The organism is Bacteroidota bacterium (genome assembly GCA_016713765.1).
GTDB classification, from domain to species: Bacteria; Bacteroidota; Bacteroidia; order AKYH767-A; family 2013-40CM-41-45; genus Pollutiaquabacter; species Pollutiaquabacter aromativorans.
On sequence record JADJON010000003.1, the window covers coordinates 696,309 to 715,635 of the forward strand.

The window sequence follows — 19,327 nt, forward strand, 5'->3', positions numbered from 1 at the left end:
GACCTCGGCCGTTAACCCTCAGCAATACAGATCTCGCGCGATCCGAAAAGTATCGCAATGCGCCTCGACGATGGTTCGCAGGTCGGGCGAATAGCCTCCGCCCATCGCAACTGCCACCGGGATGTTGCGGTCACGAAACGTCGAGAAGACGATTTTGTCGCGCTCCTGACAAGCTGCGCGGGTAAGTTTCAACTTCCCGAACTTATCAGTAGCCAGCACATCAACACCCGAAAGGTAACAGACAAAATCCGGCGAGAACTCCCGGAGTAGTTCCTGCAGATGATCGCGAAGTAAACCCAGGTATTCGTCGTCACCGATACCATCGCGCAACGGCACATCACGGTCACTTTGTTCCTTGTGAAAAGGATAGTTGTGCGCACCGTGCATGGAAAACGTGTAAACGCGATCATCCTGATGAAAAATCGCCGCTGTACCGTTGCCCTGGTGTACATCGAGGTCAACGATCAGGATCCGATGAGCCCTGCCCGATTGCAACAGGCAGGCAGATGCCACGGCAAAGTCATTCAGCAGACAAAACCCCTCGCCCCGATCACGAAAAGCGTGGTGCGTTCCACCGGCAACGTTCAGTCCCACGCCCGCCGAACTGGCCGCAACACAGGCGTTGATCGTTCCCTGCACGATCCGGAATTCGCGCTCAACGAGTAATGGAGATTGAGGAAACCCGATCCGGCGCTGCTCGCGCTCGTCGAGTTTTAGTCCGTTGAGTTTGTCCAGGTAAGCCGGGTCATGCACGAGTGCGGCAATTTGATCCGGACATCGATCCGGAGCGTCGAGGTCGTCCGCGGTGATTACACCTTCCAGCAATAGCTGCTGCGGTATCCAGTCATACTTCGCCATCGGGAACCGATGTCCCGATGGTAAAGGATGCGCATAGATCGGTGCGTACGAAACGTGCAACACGGTTTAGCGGACAGACAAGCGGCGATAGAGGGAGATCAAAGGCGCGAGGTGGTCCGGCTGGACAAACACCTTGCGTTCCGAATTGTTCAAGACCGCTTCCAGGGCTGTTGCCAGGGCATCGACTTTTCCCGACGGAAAGATCGTGACACCGGTCGGACGCGGCGCGACATCACTGGCAATGACGGGCACCCCGGCTGCCAGCGCTTCCCGAACCGCGAGGGCATCACCATCCGATCGGGTCGGACGCACATACACCGTGACCCAGGGTAAGATGGAAGGCAGGTGAATCTCTTCTTCGGGGTACCAGCAATCGATTCCTGCTGTCCGCAGTTGCTGCAACAGTGGCTCATAGGTTGCCCGCATGGTACCGGCAGGGTCCAGGAGCACGATACATGTTCCTTCCCGGACGGCATCCGGAAAATTCAGCGCGGCTTGCAGCAACAGGTCAAAACCGTAAATATCCCGGCCATACAACATCGATGGTCGCCCCGGAAGATGAAAGGCGCTGGAGAGCATTACATGCCGGTATCCTTGCAGGCGCGCGGCCACACCGGCGCCAACACCGGAACGCGGACGGGAAGGCAGATAAGCAGGAATCACCTGCACCCGTTCTTCCGGAATGCGTACGTCTTCCAGAGCGCCCGGGGTGACGAGCACCACCTGATGGGCAAGCCGCATCGTCCACCGCGTATCAAAGCGCTGCAACTCCCGGCTGTTGTGGTGCGTGTACACGAGCTTCTTTCCGCTCATGCGTGCCCAACATGCGATCAGCAATTTGACTGGATGCGCAAGATGTAAGTGCACGATCTCTGCTTTCCGGAAATAATGAAGTAAGGCGACGAAGCCTGTAGCACGGCGTTCTTGTCCGATGAGCACCCTTTTGCGGAAGTCGGCAATGATGAAACGGAAAGGACCCGCGCCGGCATGTGCTGCCAGGCGTTCGAGATGGGTGGACACGCCTCCGCGGGGAGGAGCGACAGGCCCGACCAGCATCACCAGGTGTTGACTGCGCTCCGGCAACAGTTCGGCCGCGAGATCTTCATAACGGATCGCGACACGATTGGCGTGAAAGTCCTTTACCGCATCTTGCAACACATTCGAAGGGATCGGTGAACGCAGCGTCTTCTTGATTGCCTGTGCCAGCGCGGCATCATCACCAACGGGAACGAGCTCACCGTAAATCCGGTCGCCTTGTCGAAGGATTTCGCCGGAACCTCCCGGACAATCGGTGCTGACGACCGGGCAACCCAAGGCCATGGCCTCGATAAGCGCTAACGGCATTCCTTCATAGTCGGAACAGAGGACGAACAAGTGACTTTTCCGGATCCAGGCGTAGGGGTTACTAACCGCGCCCGGCAAATCGACGATGTCGTCCAGACCCAGTTGCGTGACGAGACCTTTCAACCTGTTCCGTTCAGGTCCATCGCCCAGGATGATACAACGCAACTTGACCTCGTCACGAAGACGCGCAATCGCCTTGAGCAGTAAGGGAAAGTTCTTACTCTCCACCAGGCGGCCAACCGCGACGATGACGCGCGTTCCGGACCTGAAGTAAGGGTGATCGACAGCTTCGTTGCTGAGGGAAGCGAGTTCATCGGTGACGGCGGGATTCGGAATGGCGCGTATTAGCAGACCGGCCGCCGGAAATGCCTTTCGGAGACTTTCAGCCGATGCTTCGGACACAGCTGTCCAGGCTGCGATTCTTTTCCAACTGCCTTTCAACCACCGCTTCAGCAACCAACCCTTCCAGCCTTGTCGTCGCAGGTTTTCATCGAGCGAGCTCTGTTCATTCAGGATGAGCGGAACCGACTGCTTCAACCGGTTGTTCGCACGGAGGACGGCCCATTGCATATGATTCTGAACGGCCACCAGCAGGTCGGGCTGAAGTCGTTCCAGCAGGATGGTCAGTGAGGGCACTGCCCTGCGTGCACGGTCGACGGGAAGCACGTGCACAGCTACAGCGGGATTCAATTGCTCACGCAGGGTGCCATCCTCATGCAAGAGCACAAGGCTGACGCGATGTCCGCGACGTATCAGTGCATTGGCCAGGTTAAGGGTAGCGCGCTCCGCACCACCGGTACGCAGGGATCCGAGCACGAAGGTCCAATGCAACTGATTCATGCTTTGACTTCCTCCCTCCGTTCCTTATCAAAGAGTTCCCACATGCGTGTGCCCAACAGCATACCAAGACCGATGGAAAACGATTTATGATAGAAGCTGTGGTAGAAAAGGAAGATCATCGGTATCATCAATGCGAAAACAAAGATGGCGGACTTCCTCCGGTCGCCTTCGATCCGCGTGTCTACGGCCCTGGCGTACTCCCGTATCAGCAGAAAGAAGAGGATCAGCGCCGGTAAACCCCAATAGATCCACACCTGAAAGAATGCGTTGTGTGCGGCCGCCGCCACTTGCGGTGAGAACCGATCGGTAATCCCCGAAGCGACCGCCCATCCATCCCAGTAATGCCCGGATCCAACACCCGTCAGAACATAGTCGTCGAAGTTACGCAGCACCGCTCCGTAAACCCTTGTACGGGAATCCTGTTCCTGCAATTCAGAAAAACGCATGAGTGAACCGAGCCGTACCCAGACAACCTCCGGCACGACCACGATCAGGAATACCAGAAGGGTGAGTGCCGGAATCACCCAACGGCGAAGGCTGAAACCCGAACGCCACAGGAACACGAGCATGGAAGCGAAGAAGATGACAGCGCCGGTACGGCTGGCCGGAAGAAAGACACCCAGAATGGACGGGAACGTCAGCGACAGCAAGAGTACCTTTTTCCAGGTTTCCCGTTCGAAGTAAGACCAGATGATCCCGATGATGGCTCCGATGGAAGAGAAATAAGAGATATCATTGAGGTTGCCGCGCAGGTAAAACTCCTCAAAGGCCTGTAGTCGAACACGGGAAGCATCGTAAAAACCATCCGCCGAAAACTGGTGGAGGATGTTGAATGTACCGGTGATCAGGATCACCGATTGCAAAGCGCTGGCCAGGACGAAGGTGAAGAGCGCGATGTCGAATGCGACCAGGTCCCGGCAAAGTACCGCGATACAGAAAATGCCGATGGTCATGTTTAGGAATCGCGTGATGAAATCATAGGTCGGGTCCGGGTGCAGGTTCTCCATGAACAGACACGTCAGCGCGAATAAGAGGGAAACGATAAAGTATCGGCTGGACAATTGTCTGAGCAGGCTGCGCCCCCTGTAAAAACTCAGGTACGCCAGCGTGAACGCGAAGAGGAGAAACGGAGTGCTCGCCCTTCCGACAAAGGGCAGATTGGCTTCGAAGTAGATGCTGAAAACCAGCAGGAAAATCAACAAGCGGTCGAACCAGGTGGATCGAATGGATAAATCCGGTGCGGCCGCAGACTCTACAAGCATCTTGCCGCTAAGTTAGTCAAAAGCGACGGGCGTTGTTCAGACGGAAGCCACCAGGTCGAGCTTACGCCGCAGGTACGTGTAACCCAAAAGATTCAGGGCAATCAGCGCGGTTGAAGTAGCGATCGCCGCGCCGGTCATGCCGAAGGACGGAATGAGCAACCAACTCAGCGTCAACTGAACGAGAAAAGCAACCAGATTGAATAAAACAAAAATGCGGTGATGCCCGGTCATGCTCAACACACCGCCTACCATGCCGGTAGCTGCATTGACCGCCTGACCGGCGAGCAGGATCACCAAGGGCAAATAGGCATCCCGGAACGAATCGCCAAACCAACCCAACAGCATCTTTCCCGCGATTGCCAGTAACAGAATCACCGGCACGGAGATCAACAATATCTGACGGCTCGCCTGTCGCAGCATTTCCTGCAAGGCTCTTTTCTTTTCCTGTTGGAACAAGGCCGCGATACGGGGCATGTAAACAAAATCAGCGGCCGACAATCCCAGCGCTACGAGCGATGCCATGCGGGCGGCTGCTCCATAGTATCCGGCCTTGGTATGGTTGAGCAAATGTCCTACATACAGTACGTCCGCTTGTTTCAGGGCCAGGTTGAGCAGCGTCGCCACCAGGAAACTGGCGGCTACCGGCATCCAGGTCTTGCGCTCGAACTCCGGCTCAGCCTGATCAAGGCGACGATGCACGTATCGGTTGAGCCAGCGGTTGAGCACTATACTGACCAATATGCCGCAGAGGATATACAGGGCAAAGACCGCGTCGGCCGTCAGCCTTCCATACTTATAGTAATGCAGGAGTGAAGAGATCCCAAGCAAGACCGGCAACATCAGGTACACCGGAACCATGGCCAGGTTCGTACGCTGCAAGGATCGCAGTACGGCACTACCCTGATAAATGAACGCAAGGATGGGTAAAAGGAACAAGGACCAGAAGAAACCTTCCGCAAAGCTCACGGAACTTTTCTTAGCGGTAGTCAACAGGAAGATGAATGCTATCACCGCACATACAATCGCCATGATGGTGATGAAGCGAAACGAGAACTTCAAAAAGCCCTGAGCCTTGGAGAAGGACTTTGCCTTGAACAGGGAAGGCAGGAACCGCAGCGCGGCCGTATCAAATCCGAAGATGCTGACGACCAGCAAGACGTTCAACCAGGCTTGTATGACGGTAAAATCACCGAAGCCCTTCGGGCCCATGAGCCGGGCCAACAATACCTGCAAGAGGTAGATCAGGCCTAAACCTGAAACCCGCAGCAGCAGTGTATTTCGGACGTTGGGCGATATCATCAGCAATCAAACGAAGAACCCGGTCCTTACCGGATCGGGTTCGGGACGGTGAATTCGAGCGAACCGTACCTCACCATCAACGGGCGATGCCGCAGAAGTCGAGGATGATCTTACCGCTACCGGGATCAAGATTCCGGAATTCCTTGTGCGCGACGAGGTAGACAATGATATCCGCCTCTCCGACAGCCTTGAGCGTATCGGTGATCTCAAGTTCCGGGTGTTTGCGGAGATTGGGTTCCACGGCCATTACCCGGAATCGTTCCTTTTCCAGATCATGAAAGATCTCCAATGCCGGAGATTCACGAAGATCGTCGATATCGGGTTTATAGCTCAGACCCATGCAGGCTATCACCGGCGCCCGTCCGTTCTTTTTCTTGAACTCGTTCGCCTGTGAACGGATCTTCTTCAATACCCAATCCCGCTTGTTATTGTTGATCTGACGGGCGAGCCGGATGATGCGCGCATCGGATGGGAATTCAGAAACAATGAACCACGGATCGACCGCAATGCAGTGCCCCCCGACACCCGGCCCGGGGCGCAGGATCTTCACCCGTGGGTGCTTACTGGCAAGGTCGATGAGTTCATTCACATCGATCCCGGCTTTATCGCAGATGATGGAGAGCTCGTTCGCGAAGGCGATGTTCACATCGCGGTAGGCGTTCTCTACCAGTTTGCACATCTCGGCGGTCTTTGAGTTGGTCTTGTGCAAATTCCCTTTCACGAAGCGCCCATAAAACCGGACGGCCGCGTCGGTCGAAGCGGAATCGATACCACCGATCACCCGGTCGTTCTGCTGCAATTCATAAATGACACTACCCGGCAAAACACGTTCCGGGCAATAGGCGATGTGGATTTTTCCCTTGAGTTCGGGTCGATCCTTGAAAATGAGCTTTGCCATCTTCTCCGTCGTCCCGACCGGACTGGTGGATTCGATGATGAACAGGTTCCCGGCTCGCAACTGCGGCAGGATCATACGGGTTGCTTTCTCGACATAGGCGAGGTCGGGCTCGTGGTCGCCTTTGAAAGGCGTGGGTACTGCGACGAGAAACACATCGGAGCTCTTCACACTGGTACTGGCAACCAGCAAACCCTTTTGTACGGCATAATGCACAAGGCCTTCGAGGTCGGGTTCCACGATGTGGATCTTTCCTTTGTTGATCGTATCGACGACCTTTTTGTTGACATCCACCCCTTGCACCGGAATTCCCTTGCTCGCGATCAAAGCCGCGGTCGGAAGTCCGATGTACCCCAAACCCATGATTGTTACCTGCGCAGACATGCTATTCCTTCAATAGGATCCGGAGACCCCGTTTATCAAATCAATTCGTTTACTTTTTCCACGATCTTCCTGCAGGCCGTGCCGTCTCCGTAAGGATTGACAGCTTTGGCCATGCGTTCATACTCCGTTTGATTAGTGAGGAGTTTGTGCAATTCCGTTTCGATCAATTCACGGTCAGTACCCACCAGTCGGGCCGTACCCGCATCCACACCTTCCTGCCGTTCGGTGACGTTGCGCATCACCAGGACCGGTTTCCCAAGCGCCGGAGCCTCTTCCTGAAGTCCGCCCGAATCGGTCAGCACGACCGACGAACGGTTCATCAACCAGATGAAGTGCGGATAATCGAGCGGGCTGATCAGGTGAACATTCTCCAATCCTTGCAGGATCCTGTTGACCGGGTCCTGCACATTGGGATTGAGGTGTACCGGGTAAACGAATTCCACATCCGGATGGGCGATCGCGGTATTCCGGATCGCATGGCAGATCTGCTCAAAGGGTGCGCCGAAACTCTCCCGGCGGTGGCCGGTGATTAAAACCAACTTCCGGTCAAGGTTGACCCCGTTAAAGGCGGCACGAAAAAACGCTTCGCCTTTCGGTCGCAAGAGATCAAGACCCAGAAACAAAGCATCGATCACGGTATTCCCTACGTTGAAAACCTGTTGGGTGATCCCCTCCGCCGCCAGGTTCCGGTTCGATTGCTCCGTTGGTGTGAAGTGAATATCCGCCAGATGTCCCGCCATGATCCTGTTCATTTCTTCAGGATAGGGCGCATACTTATCCCCACTGCGCAGACCCGCTTCCACGTGAGCGACCTTCACCTTTTTGTAATAAGCGGCCAAGGCTCCAATGAAAGAAGTCGTGGTATCGCCTTGTACAAATACAAGGTCCGGTTTCGCATCATCGAAAACCTGTTGCAAGGCCTTCAGGCCATCGGCTGTTACGTCGAACAGGGTCTGATTCGGCCGCATGATGTTCAAGTCATAGTCGGGTCGGATCGAGAAGAATTGCAACACCTGGTCCAGCATTTCCCGGTGCTGCGCCGTCACGGCAACCTTGACGGTGAACCCGGGTCGCCATTGAAATTCACGGATCAGGGGAGCCAATTTGATGGCTTCCGGACGAGTTCCGAAGATGAATAACAGGCGTTTACCGGGTGACATGAGTAGATTCCGGACCTAAGTCCGGGACTTACCTTATACCAAAAGCAACGGTCAGGGTTGCACTATTTCAGTGCAGAATCGCTGATTTTACGCCGCAAAAGCCAGTACGGAAGCTGAGAAAAGAGCAATCCCATCAGAAGGGTAATCAGAAAGGTTTGAGATGGCGACCCGATTCCCGAAGCGAACACGGTGAAGGATAAAAAGCCCAGGTTCACCACGAACAAGGTCAGGCTGACACGCCGATGTGACCAACCGAGTTCCAGCAATCGGTAATGGATATGGTAACGATCCGGTGAAAGGGGCGACTTTCCGGCAAACACGCGCAAGGTGATTACCCGAAGCAGGTCAACGACCGGTACAATCAACAAGCCCAGGAGAATCGAAGGCAGCTGGCCGGCCGGGAGAAAATCCAGGTCAGGTGATAAAGCAAGCATCCGAATGGAAAAAACCGCGAGCAGAAGCCCAACCGGTAAAGAGCCGGCGTCCCCCATAAAGATCCTGGCGGGTTGCATGTTGAACGGAAGGAAACCAAGCAGTGCGCCGGCTAAGGACGCAGCCATCAGCGCGAATAATTGATCACCTGCCAGGGAGAAGATGGCTACGAATGCAATCGAGGCCATGCCGCTCAGCAGTGCTGCTAAACCATCCGCGCCGTCGATGAAGTTAAAGGCGTTCATCACAAAAAGGACAAAGAGGACGGACAATGCAACGGACAGTCCGCCATCCAACAGATGCATCCCCAACAAGCCATTCAAGTCATGCAACCGGTAACCGGCAGGTACGACTACGATCAAGGCTGCAACACCCTGGCCGGCGAGTTTGAGCTGTGGCCCGAGCGGCAGCAGGTCATCGCGCAGTCCCATCAGGAAAACCACCAACAAGGCTGTTAGCAGGAAAAGTTGTTCAGGGACAAACCAGGGAGCAGACCAGAACAATACGGCAAGGAGAAACGAGGAGACAATGCCAAGGCCGCCCAGGAGGGGAATGGGCCGCTGATGCAGTTTTCGCTGGTCGGGCAGATCAACAAATCCACGTTGCTGCGCGATCCGGATCAGGACCGGCATGGCAGCCAGCGCAAGGACCAACGCTGTCAGGAAAGACTGAAACACGACCATTCGGGATACGAAGGTAAAGCAACGGAACCAAAGTGGATGTTAAAGTGAAAAGTACCGGACAACACTAAAAATCGAAGTAGTGCTGATCCAGGCTGGTACGCAAACCGAAGAATATCAACTGCGTTGCCTGTGTGCCGTCATCGTTGGATCGTTCCCGTTGGGTCAGTCCGGCTTCCAGCACCAATCCCGTTGCCGGGTTGATGCAATAGGACAATTTCCCGGTGAAGGCGGTGAGGTTGGTGCGCAGGCCCTGGTACATGCGGTTCCCATATTCACCCTGACGCGTTTCATAACTTTTGAAAATGTCGTTACCCAAATTACTGGTTCCGGTATCCTGTCCGGAAACCGCGTATTGGAACCGCACTTCAACTCCGAAAGAACGCCAGCGGTAATTGGCAAAAGCCAGCCACTCCGTAAAGTCAGCTCCCAACGGATGGGCCAGCGGCTGGTTCGCATGCGTGTAATCCTGAAAATTCGTTCGATGCTGGTACGTGAACGGGCGAACAAAATTGATCTCCGACTGAAATCCCAGTGCAGGAACGCCGAAAAGATCGAATCCCTTATAACCGAATTGAAGTCCCTGTTTGTTTCCCCACCAACCCTTGCCGGCCCTCACCTCGTCCAACAGGAATTCGTCGAGCAACAACTGCCCGTACACGACATGGCCCTTGTGGATATTCCAACGGACATTGAGACCCAGCAGTGCATTGTCAGGTGAATCCAGCGAATTCTCCACAGGGCGCAGGAAGAGCATCGGATTCAGGTAATGCAGTTCAAATCCGCGATATGCCGCGGGCTTCCATAAGACACCCTCAAACAAACTCAGGTTCAAACGATTCATCCGACCGACATTGACACTCAGGTAGTGGATCGTTGCGTACTTTCGAAAGTATCCCGAATTGTCGTCGTGCGGTTCCCGCATATTCTGCAAGACGGTATAATAAACGGCATAGCGGAATTTCCAAAAAGACATTTGGGCACGAAAAAACGGATAACTGTAGGCATTGTCTGACAACAACAACGAACGATACCCATCACCCAGAAAGTTCTTATCGGTAGCCAGCAGGAAATCGAAATGCTCGTTCAACCGATAACCAAGGCCGCCAACCGCCTGACTAAAATCGAATGTTTCCGATTCGAGGAATTTCACTTTTCCCTGTCCCGGCACAACCGAGTCCCGCCTTACCAGGCTGTCGACATAATTCACGAATCGCTCCTGATTCTCGTAGAAGCGCGTGTAGAAATAGAATTTGTCTTTATAGTCGCCTTGCACCATCACACCACGCGTGTTGGTGAATACATTTCGGCCCTGCTCCTGTTCCCGTCCCATTCGAAGGTTGACAATCGGATCAATGTCCAATCGAAAATCATCTTGCCGTACCTGGAATAGATGTTCTTTCCGGAGCTTGCGCCCGAACCAGGTCGATAGCCATCGCGCATCCCTACCATGATACTGCCGCAATGAATCATACGGCATGATGTTCCGAAGCTCGCATGCCATATATGGCCTGACGGAAGTATAGAACCCGGTAGTGTCAACGGAAAGGAACCCTCCGGTCAGTATAGCCCAATCCCGGTGCATGGGTGAAAAAAACTCCTGAGCCTTCAGCGGGAGCAGGCTTACATAGAGCGGGATAAAAACCAAAAGGAATCGCAGGCGCATGCTGAAAGGTAGATAAATCAACGGAAAAGTTCCTCGTGCCGGAAGACGGGTCGATCCGACCAATCGATCGTCCGGTCAGCTGTTTCGATGGATGAGAATTCGAAGTCCAGTATGTACTGCCTGAATTTCGCCGGTGCCGTGCGTAAGCCGGTATAGGACATCCACTGGCGCTTTACCGGCAATGAAGACAATACCGGCTGGTCCGGATCGAAATCGCGCGGATGGAAATAGGTCATTGTATAATCGGCACGCGCAGTAAATCGTCGGATCAGCGGATACGGCAATAACCGGAAGTATCCACCTCCGCTGAATACTAATCTACGACCTGCTATGGTTTGATACATCAGCGGAAACTCCCGGATCTGCCAACCGTCTCCCTGAACGATAAACGGCTTGCTCCATTGCGCTCCCGGAAGTCCGCCATGATTGCGGGCAGCCGGGAAGATCGATCCATCGATTTCAATTCCCGCATGAGCAAGCTCTTCGAAAAACCAGGGCGTGGCTTTCGTAACAGAGAAGCCTCCGGCCCGATAGACCGATACGTCACGACCGATGGCCTGTCGGATGCATTCCAGACACCTGCGTGTATCCTCGCGAAAACTTTTACGATCGGACTTGTACACTAACTGGTGGGCATACCCGTGCGCGGCTATATCATGTTCCGCAGCGATCCTACGGACCAGTTCCGGATATCGTTCCGCCACCCAGCCCAGCACGAACCAGGTTGAACGGACCTTCCTTTCACGCAACCAGTTCAGGATGCGCTCGGTATTCCGCTCGATGCGGGATGGGAAGGAGATCCATTGTTCCGGTCGTTCCGTTTCCGGATGGTCCAGGATGTGGTACCAGTCTTCCAGGTCGAATGTCAGTAGCCGCAACGAGGGTTTCACAAGACGTCGTAGTCCCCAAAAGTAAGAAACCACGACCGCAAGTCCGTCGGTATCCCAGAACTGGACTGAGGGATGTGGGTACGCAGGATCATATTCAGGGGTTGAGGTAAAAATCGTACCGGCACACGATAAAATCCTTCAGCGATCAGTTGATCCGCTTCTTCCGATGCAGGGACGGCTGCAGCGACAACGGTTTCGAGACCCGATGCCTGAAATCGTCCGATGGCAAAACGGAATAGCTCTGCCAGCGCCGACATCGTATCGGGCAGGCATCCGAAGTCTACCAACACGCCACTGCGCAAGCCGGACAATTCGAGTGCGCGTATGACGACGAACCCCAGCATACGTGTCCGACCAGGATCGGTGATGCGGAGAAAACGATAGTGGCGCGTCGGGCACTGTTGGTACCGCCACATTAAATAAGCCGATGTGCGGTGGGTGGTCGCCAGCTTGCTTTCATGAAAATGCCGGAAGAACGTTTCGGACAATGCCCCCGGTTCCCAATCTTCAATACAGTATTCTTTGCTCCGGTAAAGACAAGGTGACGGTAAGGCAATGGGAAGGTCGGAACCCTTCCGCTTTCTGGTACGACTTACCAATCGCCTGAGGATACCCGTCCATCGCAAGGGCATTGCCAGGAATTCGAGATTGCCCAGTGACCGGAATTCCAATCGCCCGACAAAGCCCGAATGCGATTGCCTGTTCGGAAAACCGATGGTGAATGCCAGTCCCTCCTGTTGACAGGCCGAATAGGTTGCTTCAGCGAGCCGAACAAACCAACCTTCGCCCCGATGCATCGGATCCGTCAGCGTATTGACCGATAGCGATCCCATGACAGGTGCTCCGCTGATCCAATAAGTGTGCGGCACGACCAGATACTGGGCAGCGACCCCTTGATCCGACTGTCCAAGATGCAGCAGAACAGGGCCATCCGGATTCCTGCGATATTGCCAATCAAGGTAATCCTCGCTGGTCAGTTCCTGCCCTGGATAAGTGGTCGCTGCAAGACGAAGGAGGGGCGCCAGGCTATCCCCGACTCTCCAACGAGCGATCTGATCGGCATTCATCGTCCCGCAAGTTCGAACAATTCCAAATACTGGTCCACAATCCGTTCCCAGCTATAGCGCTCCTGAGCCAGTTGCAACATTTGCAGGCGTGCAGCCTGTCGCTGTCCGGCAGATTGCTGTTCCAGTTCAATCAGCTTCGACGACAGTTCCCGGTCGCTCGAGAAGTAAATTGCTGCACCAGCCGTTGTCTCCCGGTTGAACGGATTATCATGGCAAAGACAGACTGCCGCAGCCGCCATCGCCTCCACCAGGGCCGGATTCGTTCCACCTACCGAATGTCCATGCAGGTAGGCGAAAGCGTGAAAGCGCAGGGCCGCCAATACCATCTTGTCATACACGGGGCCGATAAACAAGATCCTTTCCCGATCCGCCTGGCTTAAAAAATCATAGAGCATTTCTTTCCCGGTGGACCCTACGATGACCAGATGCTTCGGGGTACCTGAATCGGACCATGCACGCGCTATCATGGCCAGGTTATTCTCCGGCACCGGTCTGGCCACCACGAGGTAATACTCGCCAGGCACGAGCGATTCCGACAACAGCGAACGATCCGCAACAGTCACAATATCCGCTCCATACATGATCGTACGCAGCAAGCCCTTATGCTCCAACTCCTCACGCCAATAAGCGGAGACGGCCGCCGAATCTGAAACGACCGGGGCGGAACTACGACACAACAATCTCTGCGCTTTCCGAACATACCATTTCTTCAAGCTGGAAAATTTGTCCCGAAGATGCTCCAGTCCGTCGACGTGCGTGATGCGAACGCCTTCCTTCATTGGATAGAGCGAATAGAATGGCGCCCCCCCCACTCCACAGACCAATACGCGATCAAATCCCTGTCTGGAAAGTCGAAGACTTTCCAGGTAGAACAGTACGGGGTGATCCTGCTTCTGAAAGCGGGTAGGAATTCTTTTAATTCCCTGCCACCGATCATGCGCCGAACCGGAATTTCCAATCACGGTTACATCATGCCCGCGCGCATGAAGTCCGAGCGCAAGACGCTCGGCCAGCGTTTCAAAACCGCCATAGGCTGCGGGGATGCCGCGGGTACCCACGATCGCGATGCGCATCATGCCAGCAAGTTGGAAAATTCCCGCGCAATATCCTTCCAATTATGGTCGCGCACCAATCGCTTGCGACCACCCTCCGACAAGGATGAACGGAGTGAACCGTCATCCTTCAAACGCATGATGGCCTTCATGAGGGCTTGTCGATCACCTGCCGGAACGAAGAGCGCGTCCGACCCCTCCGCTGCCACCTCCCGAAATGCAGGCAGATCGGAAAGTACTACTGGTATTCCTTCACACCAGGCGCGGAGCAAGACTCCGCTCTGGTAGACACGACTGTATGGCAAGACTACAACATCGGCAGACTGGAAAAACGAACTGACCGCTTCGGGAGGAATTGAATGAAGAAAAAGTCGGGCACGCCCTTCACGCTCGAGCGCTTGCAAATCCCTGATCACAGACCCTTTCATACCAGGCCGAGTCCGTCCGGCGACCAACAACTTCACATCGGGCGGCAACGATGCCATCGCACCAATTACGGTTTCCAAACCCTTCGTCGGTTTAATCATGCCGAAAAACAGGATCGTGAACGCCTTTTCCTGACCAACCCTGAATGACTCTTTCCCGATAACAGGCGCTTCCTCACCCGGAAATTCCGCGACCTGACCGTGTGGAATGACCCTGATCTTTTCGCCCAACTTGTTGCCTGAAATACGCAACAACTCATCACGACTATATCGGTTATGGACGACCATCCGGTCCAAACCATGCTGAACGATGTTCAGCAATCGCCGATTGTTCGTGGGCCGGACAAACCCTTCAACATCGTGGACGATACCGATGAGATAAAAACCCATCCGCCGGGCTTTTCGCACCAGCCAGGCGTCGAACTGGTTGAAATGAAACAAGTGGATGATCAGCGTTCCTACGTGATCAGTCTTACACTTCCTCAAAACTTGAAGATATCTGAAATACAAGGCCGCCAAATTCCACCAACGCACTTCTCCACGCCCGAAACTATTAAATGACCGCACGCGGCTTTCATCGCTGGTGAAATTGGAATGTATATCCACTTCATTTCCGAGTTCCGCTAATCCTCGCGCCAAACCGAGATCATAGTGATCCATCCCCGCCTTCATGCCCACCGGATCCAGGATAGCAAGCCTGCCACGCGATTTCATTGCAGCCATGACGCAAGATTTCTTCCGGTTATCGATTGTACCGCCAGGATGTCCTCGGTGAACCGCTCCGTGAGCTGGCGACGATACTCCGGATCCAACTGCTCCTCTGCGTGTTTAACAGCATTGATCTTGGTAAAGCCGGCACGGATGGAATCACGCCAATGTCCAGGAATCCTATTAAGTAGCCGGTATTTCAACGGGTGCTCGAAAGTGACCAACCTGCTCAACCAGGGATACCGTGGCGACCAGGTCCCGTTCACTTCCCCGATGGCTTCAAACGGAAACTCCGGATCGACTCCCAGGAATCTACAAAGCCCTTGCATCACCAGCAGCGGATCCTTCCGCAGGTCTTCATAAAAAATAATGTGTACATGCAGGAATTGATCCCGGTAAGCTTGCAAAGCCGCAGCATAATAGGAACGTTCCAGGTAGAGATAGTCAAAACTGAATCCTTCTCTTTTCCGGATCGGTTCCGCCGCTACCGCTTCAGCGAAACTCAACTCCTCCCGGCCATCCCGCAAGCGCCAGCGATACTGTGAATAGGCCCGATCGACCGGTTGACGCAACAGGATAACGATTCGCAATCGTTTCGGATCAGGATGATACCGCTGAATGTTCTCCAGGGTCTGCTTGTAAAGGAACAGGTAGGGTGTGGAAAGATCTCCCGCCAATTGATTGGGCTTTCGGTCCTTGAAGAGTTTTTCATAAGATTCGGAGTCCGTCACGGCAAACGAGAACTTTCCCCGCTTGTATTCAGTTGTCATTCCTGCAAAAGCGAAAAAACAGGGCTCCTTGACACGGGGTAAGAAAATTTCCGGATGTTGTCGCAAATAACGATCAATGGCGGTAGTACCGGCTCGCGCAGCTCCCACGAGAAGAAAGTCCGGATAATGCTTCTTGCTCATCCGACTACGGCTCGCTCGTTCGCAGTGAAATAGTAGAACCGGAAATAATACAGCAGGCAAACAAGGAACATGATGCTGCTCGAGTCCCGGATATTCACGGCAGAGAAGAACATCGACAGGAAAAAGAACAACAACATGTATTCACAGGTTTTGAAGAATACGTCGTTGGACCGGATCTGCTTTGCCAGGGTATACGAGTAGGCGTAGGGCAGGTAAAGGAGCGTAGTACCGATCACACCGAACACGAAAATATTGCCCAGCAAGCCGATATCGACCGGATAGAAATAACCCAGGATGTCATGCCAGCCTCCATTCCATTGATTGCTGATGAATCCGTTACCCAACAGCGGGTTCTTACTGATATAATCGAGGGCAATGTTCATCTCCATAAAACGGACCGCGGAGCTGGCTTCGTCCGGCGACTCTCCGATGAATACGTTGAAGACATTCTTATACAGTACCTGGTATTTGTCAAAAAGCGAGGTATAGCCCAAGCTGAAAAAGATCGCGACCACAACCAGCGCAAAGCCCCCATACAATACGGTGTTCCGGAATTTCTCGCGGAGAGAAAAATTCCGGACGAAAAAGATCAGGAGCGTGATGGCCAGTACCGCCAGCGTCGTCCTCGACTGCAGGTACCAAATCAGGTAGAACAGGATCAACAGGACAACGATGTAATACCGGCTGCGTTTTTCCAGGGAGATCTTGAACAAGGAGTAAAACAGGAGCATGATCACCAGCGCAAACTGAAACCGGTAACGATAACCCCGTATCGGGCTATAAGCCACAAATTCCGCATCGAGGAATTTCACCGGGTTGACGAACAGGAAGAAAAAATAGAACACCGCCAACAGGACCAGGGACAACACGACAAATGTCCGTTCCACCTGCCGGATATGGATCATCCCCCGGTTCATCATTGAAATCAGCAACACGCCCGAGATCGACAACAAGACGGATCGCTGCGCCATGATGCCGAAGTAATACGGCTGGCCGAAAACAACCCGACCCTGATAGGCCGCAAAGAAATTGACCAGAATGAAGATCCACATCAATACATCCAGCCAGGTCAGGCGGGAGGCGCGCAGATCAACATAAACACTACCAATATAATAAAGTGTCAGGCTGATGATCGCGACGGAAGAAAGCGTCTGATGAAGGGTTTCGAGCGGCAACGTAGCGAAGACCCGAAATGTCGACGTGAAGACCAGGAACAGCAGGAGATAGGCGATTCCCGGCGGAAGCCGCCGTCCGCTCATCGCAACCGGTTCGAGACGGTTCATCAACATGCGTCGAAGTTACAAAGGAAATAGCAGCGGGCTTCAGAACCGGACCCCGGACCAGAATCCGAACTCCTTGTAGACTGCATAGACGCAAAGGCTGTTCCAGACCAGTGTGCCGACGATCTGAGCGATACATGCTCCGATCACCCCGTATGCCGGGATCAGGAACAGGCAGGAGCCGATATTGATAACCGCAGAGACGATGGAAATATTCCGCAAAGCAGCCTGCCGGCCGGTCATGTTCAGGAGTTGCGATGGTAATCCGACCAGTACCACGACAAACTGACCCGCCAATAGCAGATAAAGTGGAAGTTCATGTCCGGCAAAGTCTTTCCCGAAAATGGAGAGCAGGGTTGCAGGGAATATGGCCAGTATCAGGAAGATCGGCAACGAACTCAGGAAGATCATCCTCGCCGCTGATCGTGTGGTTTGACGGAGGGCTTGTCGGTCGCTGGAGGACCAAGCCTCCACAAACCGGGGAAGCGCGATACTGTTGATGTCCAGGATCGTGATATTCGTAAAAACGGAGATACGCACAAGTGCGTTGTAGATCCCGACTTCCGCTTCGGGCACATGGGAAGCCAGGATCAAGGTGCCCGCCCAGGACATCAGCAATTGCATGATCGTGGTGGTGAACATTGGACCGGCGGTGGCGCGCAATTGCTGACCGCTCACCTCATGCCGGGTGGCACTTTGAAAGAACCTGCTACCCCGGAGCCAGATCAGGCAGGATGCCAGGCCGACCAGCGTGATGCATACGAACTGTATATACACAGGGATGAATCGGCCGGTAGCGACCGTCATCATCAGAAACAACAGCAGCGTCGCAGCAGTGGATACCGCGGCGGTTTGGAAAAAGGTGTAGGATCCGATGTGCTTCAACCCACGCACCGCCTCCGAATGCAACAGCAAGAGAACGAGCGGAAGGGTGCACCATGCGTTGATCCGAAGGACAGGAGCAAGATCCGGCTTGTGAAACAGTTGGTCGGCCATCGGCTCTGCAAGTAACCAGAGCAGCACGGCGATCCCCAACGAAATCGGAACGACATGGCGCATCGCCGTCACATAGACCCCTTTGATGGAATCGAATTGCTGCCGGGTTGCAAAACCGGTAATGAAGCGCATCAACGCGACATCCATGCCGAGTTTTCCGAAAACCGACGCGAGACTGAGAATCGCAACACAGATCGAAACCACACCCAACGCATCGGCACCATAGAATCGAGCGGTGATCCAGGTGACCAGGAAGCCCGTTGACACTCCCAATCCTCGGATCAGTAGAGAAATGAAACTGGAATGGAGCAGTTCACGGTGAGCAGGATCCTGACGGTATCGCTGCCATAGATCCGATATCCTATCGCGCGATGAACCAGCCATTACCGAGATCAGGTTTATTGTATGGGAAAATGGCATACCCCGGATAAGACCGGACATCTTTGCCCGCAGCCAGCAGGATCGCGTGGCCCGCGGCGACATCCCACTCCATCGTACGCCCAAACCGCGGGTAGATATCCGCCTTGCCTTCCGCTACCAGGCAAAACTTGAGTGAACTACCGGCGGAAACCAGCGCAGCTGAACCGAACTCCTGTTTTAGCTCTTCAATGAACCGGTCGGTTTCCGGCGTACGATGAGAGCGACTGGCAACCACCCGAATACCGCCTGTGACAGATGCAGGCTGGGAAGCCACTCTGAAATCGCCGAGTCGATGGAGCGAATTCCTGTTGATCCGGGATGCATCCTGAATAAGATGGAACGCATGCCCCGCCACATCGCCCGCATACAACACATCGATCACAGGAGCATAGATGACGCCGGCGACGGGCCGGTCATTTTCCATCAACGCGATATTGACCGTGAACTCACCGGTGCGCGCGATATACTCTTTGGTTCCGTCCAATGGATCAACGAGCCAATAGCGGCTCCACGATTTCCGGGTAGCATATGGGATCTCCTTCCCTTCCTCGCTCAGGATTGGTAAACCGGTTTCAACCAAAGCCTGTTGAATGACTGCGTGAGCAGCCTTATCCGCGGCGGTGACGGGACTGCGATCATCTTTCAACTCTACCTGGATGTCGCCGGAATATAAGCGCATGATCGAGCGCCCGGCTTCAATGGAAGCAGTGATCGCGGTGATCAGTAGGTCGGAAATTGCCGTCACGAACTGGATGTGC

16 protein-coding genes are annotated in these 19,327 nt (G+C 54.2%); all 16 read right to left on the bottom strand.

Annotated features, from left to right (window positions below; translation table 11 throughout):
- Positions 1 to 18 precede the first annotated feature (18 nt).
- Entirely contained in the window at positions 19 to 921 is a 903-nt protein-coding gene (locus IPJ96_13820; GenBank protein ID MBK7911393.1) for a histone deacetylase, read from the bottom strand.
- Between the two features lie 3 nt (positions 922 to 924).
- Positions 925 to 3,042 carry a glycosyltransferase gene (locus IPJ96_13825; GenBank protein MBK7911394.1) on the bottom strand — a complete coding sequence of 706 codons (2,118 nt, stop codon included), beginning with the start codon at positions 3,040 to 3,042 and terminating at the stop codon, positions 925 to 927.
- A complete protein-coding gene (locus IPJ96_13830) occupies positions 3,039 to 4,304 on the bottom strand; it encodes an O-antigen ligase family protein (protein ID MBK7911395.1) in 1,266 nt (421 codons plus the stop codon). The genes IPJ96_13825 and IPJ96_13830 overlap by 4 nt, the downstream gene beginning before the upstream one ends.
- Before the next feature lie 36 nt (positions 4,305 to 4,340).
- Entirely contained in the window at positions 4,341 to 5,603 is a 1,263-nt protein-coding gene (locus IPJ96_13835) for a polysaccharide biosynthesis C-terminal domain-containing protein (protein MBK7911396.1), read from the bottom strand.
- A 76-nt stretch (positions 5,604 to 5,679) separates the two neighbouring features.
- A complete protein-coding gene (gene wecC, locus IPJ96_13840; GenBank protein MBK7911397.1) occupies positions 5,680 to 6,882 on the bottom strand; it encodes a UDP-N-acetyl-D-mannosamine dehydrogenase in 1,203 nt (400 codons plus the stop codon).
- Between the two features lie 35 nt (positions 6,883 to 6,917).
- Positions 6,918 to 8,042, bottom strand: a complete 1,125-nt coding sequence (wecB, locus tag IPJ96_13845; GenBank protein ID MBK7911398.1) for a UDP-N-acetylglucosamine 2-epimerase (non-hydrolyzing) — start codon at positions 8,040 to 8,042, stop codon at positions 6,918 to 6,920.
- Positions 8,043 to 8,104: 62 nt separating this feature from the next.
- Entirely contained in the window at positions 8,105 to 9,151 is a 1,047-nt protein-coding gene (locus IPJ96_13850; protein MBK7911399.1) for an undecaprenyl/decaprenyl-phosphate alpha-N-acetylglucosaminyl 1-phosphate transferase, read from the bottom strand.
- A gap of 70 nt (positions 9,152 to 9,221) precedes the next feature.
- Positions 9,222 to 10,820, bottom strand: coding sequence for a hypothetical protein (locus IPJ96_13855; protein ID MBK7911400.1), 1,599 nt, complete (start codon positions 10,818 to 10,820; stop codon positions 9,222 to 9,224).
- A 17-nt stretch (positions 10,821 to 10,837) separates the two neighbouring features.
- Entirely contained in the window at positions 10,838 to 11,710 is an 873-nt protein-coding gene (locus tag IPJ96_13860) for a polysaccharide deacetylase family protein (GenBank protein MBK7911401.1), read from the bottom strand.
- Positions 11,707 to 12,777, bottom strand: coding sequence for a GNAT family N-acetyltransferase (locus IPJ96_13865; GenBank protein ID MBK7911402.1), 1,071 nt, complete (start codon positions 12,775 to 12,777; stop codon positions 11,707 to 11,709). Before IPJ96_13865 ends, IPJ96_13860 begins: the two co-directional genes overlap by 4 nt.
- Positions 12,774 to 13,853 carry a DUF1972 domain-containing protein gene (locus tag IPJ96_13870; GenBank protein MBK7911403.1) on the bottom strand — a complete coding sequence of 360 codons (1,080 nt, stop codon included), beginning with the start codon at positions 13,851 to 13,853 and terminating at the stop codon, positions 12,774 to 12,776. The genes IPJ96_13865 and IPJ96_13870 overlap by 4 nt, the downstream gene beginning before the upstream one ends.
- The gene (locus tag IPJ96_13875; protein MBK7911404.1) at positions 13,850 to 14,977 is read right to left on the bottom strand and encodes a glycosyltransferase family 4 protein; all 1,128 of its coding nucleotides are present in this window, start codon (positions 14,975 to 14,977) and stop codon (positions 13,850 to 13,852) included. Before IPJ96_13875 ends, IPJ96_13870 begins: the two co-directional genes overlap by 4 nt.
- Positions 14,965 to 15,873: a sulfotransferase gene (locus IPJ96_13880; GenBank protein MBK7911405.1), complete on the bottom strand. Its 909-nt coding sequence runs from the start codon at positions 15,871 to 15,873 to the stop codon at positions 14,965 to 14,967. Before IPJ96_13880 ends, IPJ96_13875 begins: the two co-directional genes overlap by 13 nt.
- Positions 15,870 to 17,156 carry a hypothetical protein gene (locus tag IPJ96_13885; protein MBK7911406.1) on the bottom strand — a complete coding sequence of 429 codons (1,287 nt, stop codon included), beginning with the start codon at positions 17,154 to 17,156 and terminating at the stop codon, positions 15,870 to 15,872. Before IPJ96_13885 ends, IPJ96_13880 begins: the two co-directional genes overlap by 4 nt.
- A 39-nt stretch (positions 17,157 to 17,195) precedes the next feature.
- Positions 17,196 to 18,533 (bottom strand): oligosaccharide flippase family protein, encoded by a 1,338-nt coding sequence (locus IPJ96_13890; GenBank protein ID MBK7911407.1) that lies wholly within the window; start codon positions 18,531 to 18,533, stop codon positions 17,196 to 17,198.
- Positions 18,511 to 19,314 carry a 3'(2'),5'-bisphosphate nucleotidase CysQ gene (gene cysQ / locus IPJ96_13895; GenBank protein ID MBK7911408.1) on the bottom strand — a complete coding sequence of 268 codons (804 nt, stop codon included), beginning with the start codon at positions 19,312 to 19,314 and terminating at the stop codon, positions 18,511 to 18,513. The genes IPJ96_13890 and cysQ overlap by 23 nt, the downstream gene beginning before the upstream one ends.
- Between the last annotated feature and the right edge of the window lie 13 nt (positions 19,315 to 19,327).